Raw genomic sequence first — 13412 nt, 5'->3', positions numbered from 1 at the left:
TGACCTGCTCCCCGTTGATTAATACACCGCGATGTTAGTAATGTCTTCATAAGTCACATGAGGACATCCCCATGAAGAAACGATTTTCCGACGAACAGATCATCAGTATTCTCCGCGAGGCCGAAGCCGGGGTTTCGGCCCGGGAACTCTGCCGCAAGCATGCTATTTCAGACGCTACCTTCTACACCTGGCGCAAGAAGTTTGGCGGCATGGAAGTCCCCGAAGTGAAGCGGCTCAAGTCACTTGAAGAGGAGAATGCCCGCCTCAAGAAGCTGCTCGCTGAAGCCATGCTGGATAAGGAGGCGCTTCAGGTGGCTCTGGGCCGAAAGTTCTGACGACAGACCAGAAGCGGGAAGCCGTGGAAGTCATGTGTGAGACAACGGGTCTGTCGCAACGCCGTGCCTGCAGGCTGGCTGGTCTGTCCCTTTCAACCTGCCGTTATTCGGCTCAGCGTCCGGCTGCTGACGCGCAGCTATCTCTGCGTATCACAGAGCTGGCACTTGAACGTCGCCGGTTTGGTTACCGGCGCATCTGGCAGTTATTGCGTCGGGAGGGCATTCACGTCAACCACAAGCGGGTTTACCGCATCTATCATCTTAACGGTCTGGGTGTAAAACGCAGGCGACGCCGTAAGGGTCTGGCGACTGAGCGGCTTCCGCTTCTCCGCCCGGATGCGCCGAACCTGACATGGTCGATGGATTTTGTCATGGATGCACTTGCCAGCGGCCGCCGGATTAAGTGCCTGACCTGCGTGGATGATTTCACGAAGGAGTGTCTGACGATCACCGCTGCTTTCGGTATTTCAGGCGTTCAGGTCGCGCGTATTCTGGACGGCATCGCGCTGTTTCGTGGCTATCCGGCAACGATAAGAACCGATCAGGGCCCGGAGTTTACCTGCCGTGCGCTCGATCAGTGGGCTTTTGAGCATGGCGTAGAACTGCGACTCATCCAGCCGGGTAAGCCAACACAGAACGGGTTTATTGAGAGTTTTAACGGACGCTTTCGCGATGAATGTCTGAATGAGCACTGGTTCAGCGATATTCTTCATGCCCGGAAAATCATTAGTGACTGGCGGCAGGACTATAACGAGTCCAGACCTCATTCATCGCTGAATTACCAGACGCCGTTTGAATTTGCAGCATGCTGGCGAAACGGGAAACATGAAGAAAAACCAACCGACATTACTAACTGAAGGTTGTATCTAATACTGGGGGCAGGTCACATTAATTAACTCATAGAGTTGAGTGTAATGCAGAATGCTATTGCGAGCTTATTTATACCAACCCGATACCCTGAGCAATATACCATTACTCCGGGCGAAAATCTTGGATTTTCACCTGCCCCCTCTGTCAGAATAGATGTCACCCCATCAAAAACTCTAATGGGGCGGTTGGGAAACAACATGAACGCATTTCGCCCGAACGGAAATCATCAGCACTGGCTAAATTACAATTACTGCCGCCTTACAACCCTGTTCATAACGCTGAATGAGATGCTTGAAATCATAGAGCCCTAACTAGTTGAATACGACAGCGAACGGCCCCGTGAATCCCGGAATAACCTAAGCCAGAAATCTCAAAAAAGAGTGTAGAACTAAAGGTCTACTTACACTTTTTGATAAAAAAATGTTAAACAACCGATAATGAGAGAGAAACATTATAATAGCTAGTAATAATAAAAATTACAGCATTATTTTTTTTGCAAAGATATAGCTTTAAAATATGCGTTACTGATTGAAAGATAGATTTCAATATCTTCCTTACCTGCAACTTTTATATTATCATCCAGACCTTTTTTATATGTATTACTTATTGCAGCACTGTTTTTTGTTTGTGAGTTTTTTTCCACAAAAGAAACATCAGTTAATATTGGCAATTCTAACTGATTGTCATTATTTCTTTTCATAATATACTCACTTCAATTCCATCATGTTAAGCCGCTTAACTCCTACCTCAGCAATAACAACTTGCTCCAGTTTTGGTATAGCCTTGAGGCTCATACTGTCCACTGGCATCGCTGCACCTGCTGACGATAACTGTAGCATTCCTGCTTTAGATTTTCGAGAACCAGAATCAAACAACTCTAAAAATCTTGTAGGAGCAACTCCGTCAAACTGCACAAGCTTCACCTTGTCTGAATCATTTACTGACTCGGTCATGGCATCAGAATGAAGCTTCAGTGCAAGACTTTTCCTATAAGGTTCAATGAAATAGACTTCTGATATCCCCGCTGCGATTATATGCCTTGCACATGAGTGACATGGATAAGTTGTTACAAAAATCTTTCCTCCCAGAATACGCTCACCAGCAACTCGAGACGCACCTAAAATCGCGTGCATTTCCGCATGCACAGCTCGGGAGAATTCAATTAGATCCTTGAGCCTTGAGTTTTTTATAATAGTTTGTACAGCTTTCTCTCTTTTACCTTTCGGGATCAATCTTTCGCTTATCAAACTGTCGATTACAACTTCTGCCAAGATTTTCTTTTCCAAATCATTCGAACAATGACTTTTGCTTGAGGCATAACATCTATTATCTGGATCTATAACCCTCAGCCGAAGAGATGGTTTACCATATAATCCTCCTCCGTTACGAGGAACATCATTCCATCCAGTAGATAGTAACTCTCCAGACGATGATGTTACTGCGGCTCCAACTTGACGTGATAAACAAGCCGAATTTCTTGCAGCTGAAGAAGCTGCATACATTGCATTTTCTTCTTCTGTAGGAGATATAATTGCAGTCCGGAATATAAGTTTAAAAAAACGCTCCAGTTTTGACAAAATCTGGCCCTTGGCATTTGCTGTTCCAGGTTCAGACAAACATGCGTCAACACGCAAAAAATAATCACACTTTGGAAAAGTGTCTCTTACTGATTGCCCATGGTCAAACTCTTCTCCAGAGTCGGTGTTTATTAACTCCCCTATATCACGAGAACTAAGGCTGTTCAATTTAGACAGGTTTTCACTTCTTGCTTCGAGTGGTGAAAATACACCTATAGAAAACATCATTTTTCCATAAATAGACTTAAGCAGCTCCAACTCTGATGAATTTTTTATTGAGTCAATTATATGACATATTTTTTGATCTTTTATTTTCTTGCCAAGAGTAGCATTCGCTTCATTTAAGACATCTTCAAACTCACCAAATGTTTTTTGGCGCTCCGCACTAATTTTTGCAATTGCTAACTTTGCTAATATGTCATTGCCATATAGTTCTCGTAATTTGTCGCCAACAGATATCAATGATTTGAATTTACTTAAACTCGAACTTTCATCAATTTTTATTTTTGTACTTTCAGAATTTATTCTGATGAGCTCGCTCAGCCTAATATTAAATGATTTGTACCCAAACTCTTGAAGTGATGATTCAATTTGCTTTGCAGTTTCATGTAAGGGGGAACCAATTGGTCCGCAAAGAGCAATAACAATCTCAGGCGTAATACTATCCTTAATTTCCTGGGTTGAATTCACGACGATATCTTCATTTATTTCATCGTTTCCTACCAGACGAAATTCAGCACTTTGATCGAACGCTGTATTTTGCATTCCTTTACCTCATTAAACCTAATATCAAAGATTATATATCTAATAAAAAATTTTAATGCAAATATATTTTTAATTTATCTTTCATTTGATTATTTAATCCAAAAAGACTCAATGTTTTGATATTTTTGACTACCAAAAATTAATAATTAGGCGTAAAGACCTGCAACAGTAGACTTTATTGTCCCACCTGAGAAAAGGTAATATGCTCATTTTAGTGCAACATATATGTCCTCCTTTTCAGATACGCTGACCTTCGGATTGACCCGAAGACTCGCAGGATTTTTATCGAGAGTAAGGTTGTCGGTATGGCAAAACCAATGTATCTGTATACTACTGACGGGATGCCACGTTTTGTCGATGGTGACTACGGATGGACCATACAAGTGGAAATTATGTTAGCTTATCAAAAGATAAAGTACCGAAAAACATTATCACTTGGAACACAATTAGATAAACAAAAAAACTTCTAAGTAATGAATTAGTTGGAAAACATTTTTGATCTCGATATATATTTCAACACTAACCCTTCGATTAAAATATAAAACACAGTGATACCTAAAAGGTAATCACTGTAAATTTTATTATCATGGAGTTGGTAAAAGAAGTGTTTTTACAAACTGCAATGCTTGTTGATCTCGTTGTCCAAAATATCGTGCGGCATGAGAAGGCAACCATATTTCATTAAAATGACGCTTAAAATCTTCGTATAGCTCGATTGGATATAGTTTTGCTTGAACTCCGCGCCCATCAGGATAGATATGTTCATATGTTGGGAAATTATTTGGCTCAATGCCGCGAACCTCTCGTAGCCACTTACAAAAAATCCTCCCTTCAGATATATCAGGCACCATCTCTTGAGGGAGAGTATATCCAGCCTGCTCTAAAGGAGCTATTAAATTAAGGGTCAACTCATTTAGCATAGAAAAATGGGTATAAGGTACTTTCGAGCTATTTTGTAAATAACGTTCAAGGTGCACTGGAAGAACAGCTTTAGCATTACCTTGTTGCCATTCAGTAACCCATTGAGATACTTTTACTGCGAATTTAGCAGAAAGCCATTGGGCAAGGTTTATTGCTAAATAGGGATGTACCCATGTTCCCTGGAGCCTTGGATTACCACCACTTATTACATGTATTAGTTGCTGCTCTGGTAGTCCTGTTTGAGTTATTAACTCAGTTAAAAATTCATTAGTAGATTTAAGAACTCTATAATCGGAAAATCTCTTGCCAACAGACTGGCATAATGCGGTTGCACTTATATATCCATCACCTGCACGTTGAGGGATAATTTCACCCTCTTCTACCCGAGGTATTAGAGCTAGTTGTTCATTCATATATTTATTCCTTTGGTAAGCCTTGCTGTGTTTAAAAAAGGAGGCATAAAGACTGTATGTGATTTTTATTCCTCTAGATAACTTATCTCATAGACTCTTCATTTTCAACGCTATCAATATTTGTAGTGTTGTGGATTGGCAGACTATGCTCCCGTCTCACTTTCGGGTTTTCAACTAGCCCATATCCTGTACCGGTAAGTCACGTAACATGGGTTTTCCCTGACCCTGGCCCAAAATCAGTGCAGTGGTAAATCAGAGATCTTCGTCTTTCCGGAGACTTCGGATAAATTCAGCCGGAGTCATGTCATTTAATGATGAATTCGTTATCTCATGATTGTATTCCCTGCGCCAGTTGTCGAGTTTGTCCTGCGCATCTTCCAGTGACAGGAACCAGTGAATGTTCAGGCATTCATCCCGCAGACTTCCGTTAAATGATTCAATAAACGGGTTATCCGTTGGTTTTCCGGGGCGGGAGAAGTCCATTGTGACACCGTGCTCATACGCCCATTTATCCAGACCTTTCGAAATAAACTCGCTGCCGATATCCGTCTGGATACGTACCGGCAGGCGCTTGCCCAGCACCCGCAACCCTTCCATCACACCGACCACATCCTCACCTTTCAGCGATTTTCCGGCATGGATCGCCAGACACTCCCGACTAAAATTATCGACTACAGTCAGCGCCAGGAAACGTCGTCCGTTAAACAGGTTATCCGACACGAAATCCATACTCCAGCACTGATCGATATCGGTCAGGACCGGACGTTGCTGACGATGTGCTGCACTGACATGTCTGTGGGGGCGCTTTCTGCGCAGGTTGAGGCCTTCCAGACAGTAAATCCGGTGTGTTTTCTTGTGGTTAACAGGCCAGCCTTCCCGCCGCAACTGAATATGAATACGCGGGCAACCGTAGCGGATCCGGGTTTCCGCTATTTCCCTGATGCGCAGGGTTATCGCCCGATCATCCCGTCGGCTCTGCCAGTGGTAAACGGTTCTGCTCTGCATCAGCAGTCCACATCCCCGTCGGACACTGATACGGTAAGCCTCCCGCAGAAAATGCACCGCCTGACGCTTCTGAGCCGGCCTCAGAACTTTTGCTTCAGTACCTCCTGCAGCATCTCTTTGTCCAGACTCAGGTCAGCCACAAGCTTTTTCAGCCGCTGATTTTCATCCTCCAGTTGCCGCAGACGCCGCAGTTCCGTTACGCCCAGACCAGCGAATTTCTTCTTCCAGTTGTAAAAAGTAGCCTCAGAAATACCCATCTTTCTGCAGAATTCCCCGACGCGGGTGCCGGTTTCGGTCTGTTTCAGCGCAAACGCAATCTGTTCTTCGGTATAACGGGTCTTTTTCATGGCGATGTGCCTCTCTGTGAGATGGAAGAAAGACCGGAGACTTCAGTTTAGCCTGGTACTGTTTTCAGGGAGGAGATCATCCCAGCCATCAAGATTATTCATATTCACTCCCGTATTCGCGCGACTATGGCAAAAAAACTAATCACTAAAATTCATAACTAACTTATAAATAAGGTGAAAATAAATTCACTCAACAAACCACCGTGTATTTGTAAATATCCCAGCCGATAAACCATACCGACAAAACTACAGACTCTTACGTGAGTATATGGCGCATTATCGGTATATGGTCTATATTGTAGATATCCAATATCTAGCTAAACTATCACAAGGGGTTAGAACATGAACACACGAGAAAAAGACACTGATTTTGAAGTCATTGCTATCCCGGCAGACAATATCTCGTACTTTAAAACGGATGACGGGCATGCTGACATCACTATTTCAGTGCCGGACTTCCATGATGACCAAGAAGATCAAGCAGAGCTGTACTATGTACTTAAACGTCCTTCCTTCATTGATGACGCCGTCTTTAAAATTGCGCTTGAAGCTGCTTTCCGTGCCGTAACCGGGCTGAGTCACCTTCCTTCTACAGCACAAAAAACAACGGCCACAGTAGGGGTGAAAGCCAGAAGCAGGCAAAAGATCGCAGGGGTAACCAATACAGAACGCCTGGAGAAACTAAAAAAAACAATCTTGGCTGACAGTGAGTGGCTGCCTGCTCAGGAAGTTTCACGCAGAGGAGGAGCTGGGGCCGGAGTGAAAAACCCCAGCGGGTTACCAAATCGCTGGAAGCGAGCCGGAAAGATTTTTGCCATAACATCGGAAGGCAAAGACCTGTATCCGGCCTATGCGCTGGATATCGGCGGACAACCCCTGCCGTTAATAAAAAAAATCATAGCATTGTTCGGGGAAACAAAAACACCATGGTCTCTGGCCGTTTGGTTTGGCACCTCCAACAGCTGGCTGGGTAATAAAAAACCCAAAGACCTGCTGACCTCAGAGCCGGAGCGAGTACTGGAAGCCGCATTTAGAGCTATGGAGGGACCTGTCCATGGTTAAAAAAATCACAATCCCCGATAAAACTGATAACCTTTCGGCCAAGCTAGTAATCTGGCCGAAAGGAAAAACCATTGAGCGAATCCACTCATCCCAATTTGGTGCGACCGAATTTAACCCAGGGAAAGGCAAAAGTAGGTTCAGTCCCATCATTGATAGCGAAGGCAACGGCATCCCGACATTGTATGGTGGGGAAAATCTGCCAGTCGCACTGATGGAGACAGTGTTACATGACCTTCCCACACCCTGCGAAGATGCACCTGTAGAGCTATCCACTCTGGACAACCTTGCTCGCAGCCAAATTTCTTCCAAAGAAGATATTCAGCTTGTTGACCTTAACCCTCGTTTCATGAAAAAAAACGGCATCACACAAAACGATTTACTAGGCTCTTCCGCAGATAACTACCCGGAGACACGCAGGTGGGCCGAAAAAATCCATGATGATAATCCTGAGGCTCAAGGGCTTCAGTGGCCTTCGAAGCAGCATGGCGATAAGGCTGTTATGTTATTTGGTGATCGCATAGATATTCACAATCTCGACGTTACTATTGACTCCGAACCTGCCTCAACGTCAGTTGATGTTAATAAAGAACTTTCATCCCTGGCCGATGAAATGGCTCTGGTTCTTGTTCCCAAGGATTTGACATAGGTAAAACAAAAATACCAGTGAATAACAATATCATTATGATTTAGAGATTCGTTGACGAAATCGAACCTGAGGAACGAATCAAACTTCTCTCCTTGTAGTCAATCCATCTATCTAATCTATAGGATAAAATATGGGTCAATCTGCGGGTCTTGACAACAAGCGGGGATAAAATTTATGATGAATTTCAATTTAATAGATAACTGAATATCCCCGAGTCCGGGCACCCTACATCGAAGCACACTGGTTAGAAGTCAGATCGCTAACGGGTGTCTAAACGAAGATGGTGTTCAAAGCAACGATGGCTGCATGTGTAGGTGCAACATCCAGGATTGAACATAAAAATCTTCAGGAAAGGGTACTGGTTGACGCTAGTGCCCTTTTCTCGTTGGCGCAAATAATTACAATCTCTTCAGGCTTGTCAACCTAACATGTTGAACTCGCAATTTTACATATTTCGGTAACGCCGCTAATTTCTACTTCTCCGTCAATTTCTCCTGGGATTCAGGATAACGCTCACCAACAACTGCAAACTTGTTCAGCGTTTGCCTGATGTCCTCAAGTTCACTTTGTGAGAATGCCACCCCTGTGCTCGCCAGATTCTCATCCAATCTTTCGACCTTTTTCGTACCCGGAATTGGCACAATGTAATCGTACTGTGCAAGCAACCAACCTAAAGCAATTTGGGCCGGAGTCACATTCTTGTTGGAAGCAAGGAGTTTGACGTAATCAACCAACTGTAAGTTTTGGCTGAGATTATCTGGTGAGAAACGTGCAATTTGGCTTCGGAAATCATCAGAATCAAACGTAGAGTTTTGGTCAAAACGGCCTGTAAGAATAGCTTTACCCAAAGGGCTAAAGGGTACGAAACCAATCCCCAATTGCCTGAGTGCAGGTAAAACATTCTCTTCGGGTGCTCGATACCACATCGAATATTCACTTTGTACGGCTGTTAAAGGCTGTATATGGTGCGCGCGGCGTATGGTATCTGCTGAGGCTTCGGAAAGTCCCCAATACAGCACTTTTCCTTCCGTAATCAGGTCGCCTATCGTTCCTGCCACATCTTCGATGGGTACAGTCGGATCAACACGATGTTGGTAGTAAAGATCGATGCGATCGGTTCCAAGGCGTTGTAACGAGCCTTCAACCGCCAAACGTATTGACTCTGGTCGACTTGAAAGGCCGACTGCGCGGCCATTAGGGCCATCCGTATCATTACCTTTAACTAAATCAAAGCCGAATTTTGATGCAATCACTACTTCATCACGGAAAGGCGCTAACGCCTTTCCTAATAAAACTTCATTCGTATAAGGACCGTAGACTTCCGCAGTGTCAAAGAGCGTCACTCCTTTTTCATATGCAGTACGGATAACCTTAATGGCTTCTTCATCTGAAATATATGGGGGATAACTTTGAGTGAACCCCATGCAACCCAGGCCAAGAGCTGAAACTTTTAATCTGGAGTTTCCTAAAATACGTGATTTCATCGTTATTCCTCCACAACGTTTAAAAAAACGGGAAGTAATATCATTTAAGAAATGGATTAAAATAAACGAGCCCGGTATTAATGTCCGGGCTCGTTTGGATTGAATTACATCTCCTGACTGGTAGGCCTGAAAAGTATTTCATTGATATCTACATTCGCTGGTTGAGTTATCGCAAACTCAACAGCGCTAGCAAATGAAGATGGTGGGATTGCATGTTCATCGTAGAACTGTTGAATTTGACCGGCTACACCTTTTTCGGTTATATGATGGGTCAACTCGGTATCAACAGCACCCGGTGAAATAATTGTCGTCCGCAGATTATAAGGTTTTACTTCTGAACGAAGCCCTTCACTGATGACTCTTACTGCATGCTTGGTTGCACAGTAAATGGCCCCAGCGGGTGTTACCTTATGGCCTGCAATCGATGAAACGTTAATGATGTGGCCGAATTTTTGCTTTTTCATAATTGGCAGAGCGGCGGCAATGCCATAAAGGGTACCTTTGATGTTGATATCAATCATGTTATCCCATTCATCAACCTTCAGGCTTTCCAGCATTGATTGCTGCATTAACCCGGCATTATTAATGAGAACATCAACACGACCAAAAGCATCAACCGCCGCCTTCAGTAACGTCTCAACCTGAACTTTATCGGTGACATCGGTGGCAAGTGCGATTGCTTTACCACCCGCACTTTCAATATCCTGGACTAGCTTCTCAAGCCGCTCGACGCGACGAGCGCCAAGCACGACAGTTGCGCCTTTAGCACTCAAACTACGCGCTGTGCATTCACCCAATCCGCTGCTGGCACCGGTAATTACAACAACTTTTCCATCGATGTTATTGCTCATTCGGTATCTCCATATTGTTCATCAGAGACCTTTTCCAGCCACTCAACCACGCTGCCATTCTGAGCTTCCTGGATAGCGATATGGGTCATCGCTGTCGTAGCGCTTGCGCCATGCCAGTGTTTCTCATGGGCTGGAATGCAAACGACATCACCTGCACGAATCTCGCGAGCGGGCTCACCCCAGGTTTGGACATAACCAAAACCTGAGGTCACAATGAGACGTTGGCCTAGTGGATGAGTATGCCATGCAGTACGTGCACCTGGTTCGAATGTTACGTGGCCAGCGCTGGCACGAGCATTCTCGTCTGCAGCAAACATGGGATCGATTCGGACTGTACCAGTGAACCAATCTTCAGGTCCAACCATTGATGCTTGCGAGCCAACTTTGTTGATAATAGTCATCTCATTTCCTTAAATTTGTGGGGTATTCATCTGAAGATTTAAATAAACAGGCTTCTTGCCTCACGTCGTCTTCTTATAAGGCAGATTTAATCTGCATATCGGATTTCCAGTATGCATGATGAATAACTATCAATTAACCCTCTGACGCTGAATGCTTCTATGAATGAATTTCATTAATGCGCCATGGAAAACAAGTGCATTTTCAACACGTTTTAATCTTTTTTTAGGCCTTTATCGCGTAATAAACATACACTTTGATATGATAAAAACTTTCAATTTATGAAATTTTGTAATAACTCTATTCGTTTTTTAATCAAGGTTTTTTGCTGTTAGAAAATTTAGAATTAACTCTGTAAATCAGTTTGGATGATTATGATATTCACCGCGCGACATTGATCAGATCAAAGTGAGCTATTCAAACTCCCATCAAATGGGCATCATCTTTGACACTAAGAGGGTTAACCATGTCTGCATTTAAAAATACACTACTCTGCTTATCATTGTTAATGGCCTATTCTGCCAATACATTTTCCGCCACGCCTAAAACTGTTGCTGAGGGAATAAATGTTGTTGGCTCGCAAAAGATTACATTTAACAACGGCACAATCAGCATGGCCGGAAACTTGTATCTTCCACCAGATTATGATGCTACGAAAAAGTATCCAGCAATAGTGGTTGCACATCCATGGGGAGGCGTTAAAGAACAGACCTCCGGATTATATGCGCAGCAGCTGGCGCGAAAAGGATTTATTACGCTGGCTTACGATGCCTCACACTATGGTGAAAGTGGCGGTGTTCCGCGTGATCTGGAAGACCCCTCTGACCGAGTGCAGGATATTCGTAGTGCGGTGGGGTATCTCGCCAGTCTTCCGCAGGTAGATGCTAATCGTATTGGCGCTATTGGCGTTTGTGCTGGCGGTGGATATACCCTTAACGAAGCCCAGACCGATTTACGCGTGAAAGCTGTTGCCGGGGTGGTAGCCTATGATATCGGCGAAGCGACGCGCACAGGAATTGAAGGCATGCCTGTAACCGCTGAAGATCAGCACAAGTTGCTGACAAGCGTGGATGAGCAACTGAATAAAGAAGCGGCCGGTGCGCCGGTGCTGGTGCAGCCGCTACTGCCGCCGTTAAGTAGCATCAATGCGAGCTCTCCCAGTTTCGTGCGCGAAGCAACGAACTATTATTTGACGCCGCGCGGTGCGCATCCAAATGCCCACAATCGCTACGTCGTTACCAGCCCAGGGTTGCACCTCGCCTATTATCCGTTGGCACATATGGATCTGATTGCACCGCGCCCGGTTCTGCTTATTTCTGGCTCGCGCGCTGAAACGCTCAAATTCAGTGAAGCTGCATATGCTCAGGCAAAACAACCGAAAGAAATTATGGTGATTCCGGGCGCATCGCATTTTGATCTCTATGATAAGCCGCAATACGTCACCCCAGCAGTAAACAAACTGGCTGAATTCTTCGGTAAGAATCTGTAATCGTATTGGGGGAGCCTTTTCCAAGAGAAGAAGGTTTCCCCCAATCAAATCATGGTTTTTTACTGGCAAGTAACGCAATCGGTACTGCCATTATCACGACGATGGCGCTCCAGAGGAAAACCATGCTCATGTGACCGGCTGACACCACAAGTCCTAACAGCGGACTTGAAAGTCCGATTGCAAGGTCAGGAAATGCTGAGTACGTTGCCATTGCCACGCCTTTGTTTGTCCCCCCCAGGCGGCGAACCGCTTCAGACCCGAAGGCGGGATAGACCATTGCCCAGCCGGCCCCCGTTAATGCAGCGCCTGCAGCAGCAAGCCATGGAGAAGGTGCAGCACATAGTAAAACTTGCCCAAGCGCGGTCACCAGAGAAAACATCACCCCCACACGGATTGCGCCCGACTGATCAATTAACTGACCCAGGAAGAGGCGTGCGGCTATTAACGCCGCTGCAAATGCGCTCACCGGTAACCAGCCCATTCCCCAGCCCTTTTCCGCGTACATCAGGACAGAAAACGACAATAAAGCCGCATAACCTACGCCATTGAAAGCCGCACCTAATCCGGGCAGCCACACCGATGAAAGAGCCAGGGAAAGGGTTCCTCTCTGTTCAGAAGGTTCAACGCGTTCTGGCAAAATGCGGACAACGAGCATGGCAGCAATAGGTAGCAGCGCAGTTGTTATTGCAATAGCGGCAAAACCAGAATGGTCAAATATGGCAGTACCGAGCGGCGCGCCAAGGGCAAAAGCAGCAAACATTGCGGTGCCTACCCATGCGATCACTCTACCGGTTTGGTTGCCGCCCGCCAGAGCCAACCCCAGCGTCATGCCGCCAGTGATAATAAAGCTTTCTGCACCACCGACTATGGCTCTGCCAATCAACACTAAAGCGATAGCTGTAATGGGTTGAGTAGCAAATGGTAGCGAAATTAAATAAAAAACACCCCCCGCTATCGCCAGTAACAATCCCAGATAAATGGCTCTTCTGCCGCCATACCGATCAGCATAACGCCCGGCGGCGAAGCGAGTAGCTAAAGAAGCTGCAAACTGCGCGCCAGTGACTAAACCCACGGCAAAAGTGCCGAATCCCAACTGGTGGTGTACGTAACGGGGAAGCACAGGCAGTGCGATGCCAATAATCAAAAACCCAGCCAAAACGACCAACATTAATGTCAGTAGCATCCGCATAAAATTCATAGACTCACTGGACTCAACCGACTCACTTTGCATAACCAAACTCTCAAGAT

The 13412-nt window shown here is 45.1% G+C and carries 13 protein-coding genes; 5 read left to right on the top strand and 8 right to left on the bottom strand.

Features of this window, described 5'->3' with window-relative positions:
- Positions 1 to 71 precede the first annotated feature (71 nt).
- Positions 72 to 1192, top strand: a protein-coding gene (locus tag JWF83_RS02915) for an IS3 family transposase (protein WP_413647867.1) whose coding sequence is annotated in 2 segments (ribosomal slippage) — positions 72 to 330 and positions 330 to 1192 — 1122 coding nt in all. Because the reading frame shifts where the segments join, the coding sequence is not laid out codon by codon here.
- Positions 1193 to 1689: 497 nt separating this feature from the next.
- Here JWF83_RS02915 and JWF83_RS02910 read toward each other — a convergent pair.
- Both JWF83_RS02910 and JWF83_RS02905 read right to left on the bottom strand, forming a co-directional pair.
- Positions 1690 to 1905, bottom strand: a complete 216-nt coding sequence (locus tag JWF83_RS02910) for a hypothetical protein (protein ID WP_413648541.1) — start codon at positions 1903 to 1905, stop codon at positions 1690 to 1692.
- Positions 1906 to 1912: 7 nt separating this feature from the next.
- On the bottom strand, positions 1913 to 3547 hold the full coding sequence (locus tag JWF83_RS02905; protein WP_303315441.1) for an anti-phage dCTP deaminase: 1635 nt from the start codon (positions 3545 to 3547) through the stop codon (positions 1913 to 1915).
- Positions 3548 to 3852: 305 nt separating this feature from the next.
- On the opposite strand from JWF83_RS02905, the gene JWF83_RS02900 reads away from it, so the two are divergent.
- Positions 3853 to 4017, top strand: a complete 165-nt coding sequence (locus tag JWF83_RS02900) for a hypothetical protein (RefSeq protein WP_413648540.1) — start codon at positions 3853 to 3855, stop codon at positions 4015 to 4017.
- A 114-nt stretch (positions 4018 to 4131) separates the two neighbouring features.
- Here JWF83_RS02900 and JWF83_RS02895 read toward each other — a convergent pair whose 3' ends face one another.
- Both JWF83_RS02895 and JWF83_RS02890 read right to left on the bottom strand, forming a co-directional pair.
- Positions 4132 to 4881 carry a KilA-N domain-containing protein gene (locus JWF83_RS02895; protein WP_413648539.1) on the bottom strand — a complete coding sequence of 250 codons (750 nt, stop codon included), beginning with the start codon at positions 4879 to 4881 and terminating at the stop codon, positions 4132 to 4134.
- A gap of 252 nt (positions 4882 to 5133) precedes the next feature.
- Positions 5134 to 6233, bottom strand: a protein-coding gene (locus JWF83_RS02890; RefSeq protein WP_413648538.1) for an IS3 family transposase whose coding sequence is annotated in 2 segments (ribosomal slippage) — positions 5134 to 5978 and positions 5978 to 6233 — 1101 coding nt in all. Because the reading frame shifts where the segments join, the coding sequence is not laid out codon by codon here.
- Between the two features lie 342 nt (positions 6234 to 6575).
- Here JWF83_RS02890 and JWF83_RS02885 point away from each other — a divergent pair.
- The gene (locus JWF83_RS02885; RefSeq protein WP_413648536.1) at positions 6576 to 7295 is read left to right on the top strand and encodes a hypothetical protein; all 720 of its coding nucleotides are present in this window, start codon (positions 6576 to 6578) and stop codon (positions 7293 to 7295) included.
- Positions 7288 to 7941: an RES family NAD+ phosphorylase gene (locus JWF83_RS02880; protein ID WP_413648535.1), complete on the top strand. Its 654-nt coding sequence runs from the start codon at positions 7288 to 7290 to the stop codon at positions 7939 to 7941. Before JWF83_RS02885 ends, JWF83_RS02880 begins: the two co-directional genes overlap by 8 nt.
- A 473-nt stretch (positions 7942 to 8414) precedes the next feature.
- Here the strand turns inward: JWF83_RS02880 and JWF83_RS02875 are convergent, their stop codons facing one another.
- The 3 genes from JWF83_RS02875 to JWF83_RS02865 all read right to left on the bottom strand — a co-directional run bounded on the left by JWF83_RS02875 (position 8415) and on the right by JWF83_RS02865 (position 10677).
- Positions 8415 to 9425, bottom strand: a complete 1011-nt coding sequence (locus tag JWF83_RS02875; protein ID WP_413648534.1) for an aldo/keto reductase — start codon at positions 9423 to 9425, stop codon at positions 8415 to 8417.
- A 104-nt stretch (positions 9426 to 9529) separates the two neighbouring features.
- Complete coding sequence (locus tag JWF83_RS02870) at positions 9530 to 10276, bottom strand: SDR family oxidoreductase (protein ID WP_413648532.1); 747 nt, start codon at positions 10274 to 10276, stop codon at positions 9530 to 9532.
- Entirely contained in the window at positions 10273 to 10677 is a 405-nt protein-coding gene (locus JWF83_RS02865) for a cupin domain-containing protein (protein ID WP_413648530.1), read from the bottom strand. The genes JWF83_RS02870 and JWF83_RS02865 overlap by 4 nt, the downstream gene beginning before the upstream one ends.
- A 464-nt stretch (positions 10678 to 11141) precedes the next feature.
- Between JWF83_RS02865 and JWF83_RS02860 the strand changes: the two genes are divergently transcribed.
- Positions 11142 to 12164, top strand: a complete 1023-nt coding sequence (locus JWF83_RS02860; RefSeq protein WP_413648529.1) for an alpha/beta hydrolase — start codon at positions 11142 to 11144, stop codon at positions 12162 to 12164.
- A gap of 49 nt (positions 12165 to 12213) precedes the next feature.
- Here JWF83_RS02860 and JWF83_RS02855 read toward each other — a convergent pair whose 3' ends face one another.
- Positions 12214 to 13395: an arabinose transporter gene (locus JWF83_RS02855; RefSeq protein ID WP_413648528.1), complete on the bottom strand. Its 1182-nt coding sequence runs from the start codon at positions 13393 to 13395 to the stop codon at positions 12214 to 12216.
- Positions 13396 to 13412: the final 17 nt, after the last annotated feature.

The organism is Pantoea sp. B65 (genome assembly GCF_047308185.1).
Lineage (GTDB): Bacteria > Pseudomonadota > Gammaproteobacteria > Enterobacterales > Enterobacteriaceae > Erwinia.
Note: the sequence above shows the minus strand (reverse complement) of the source record. Positions and strands in the feature narration are given on the sequence as shown.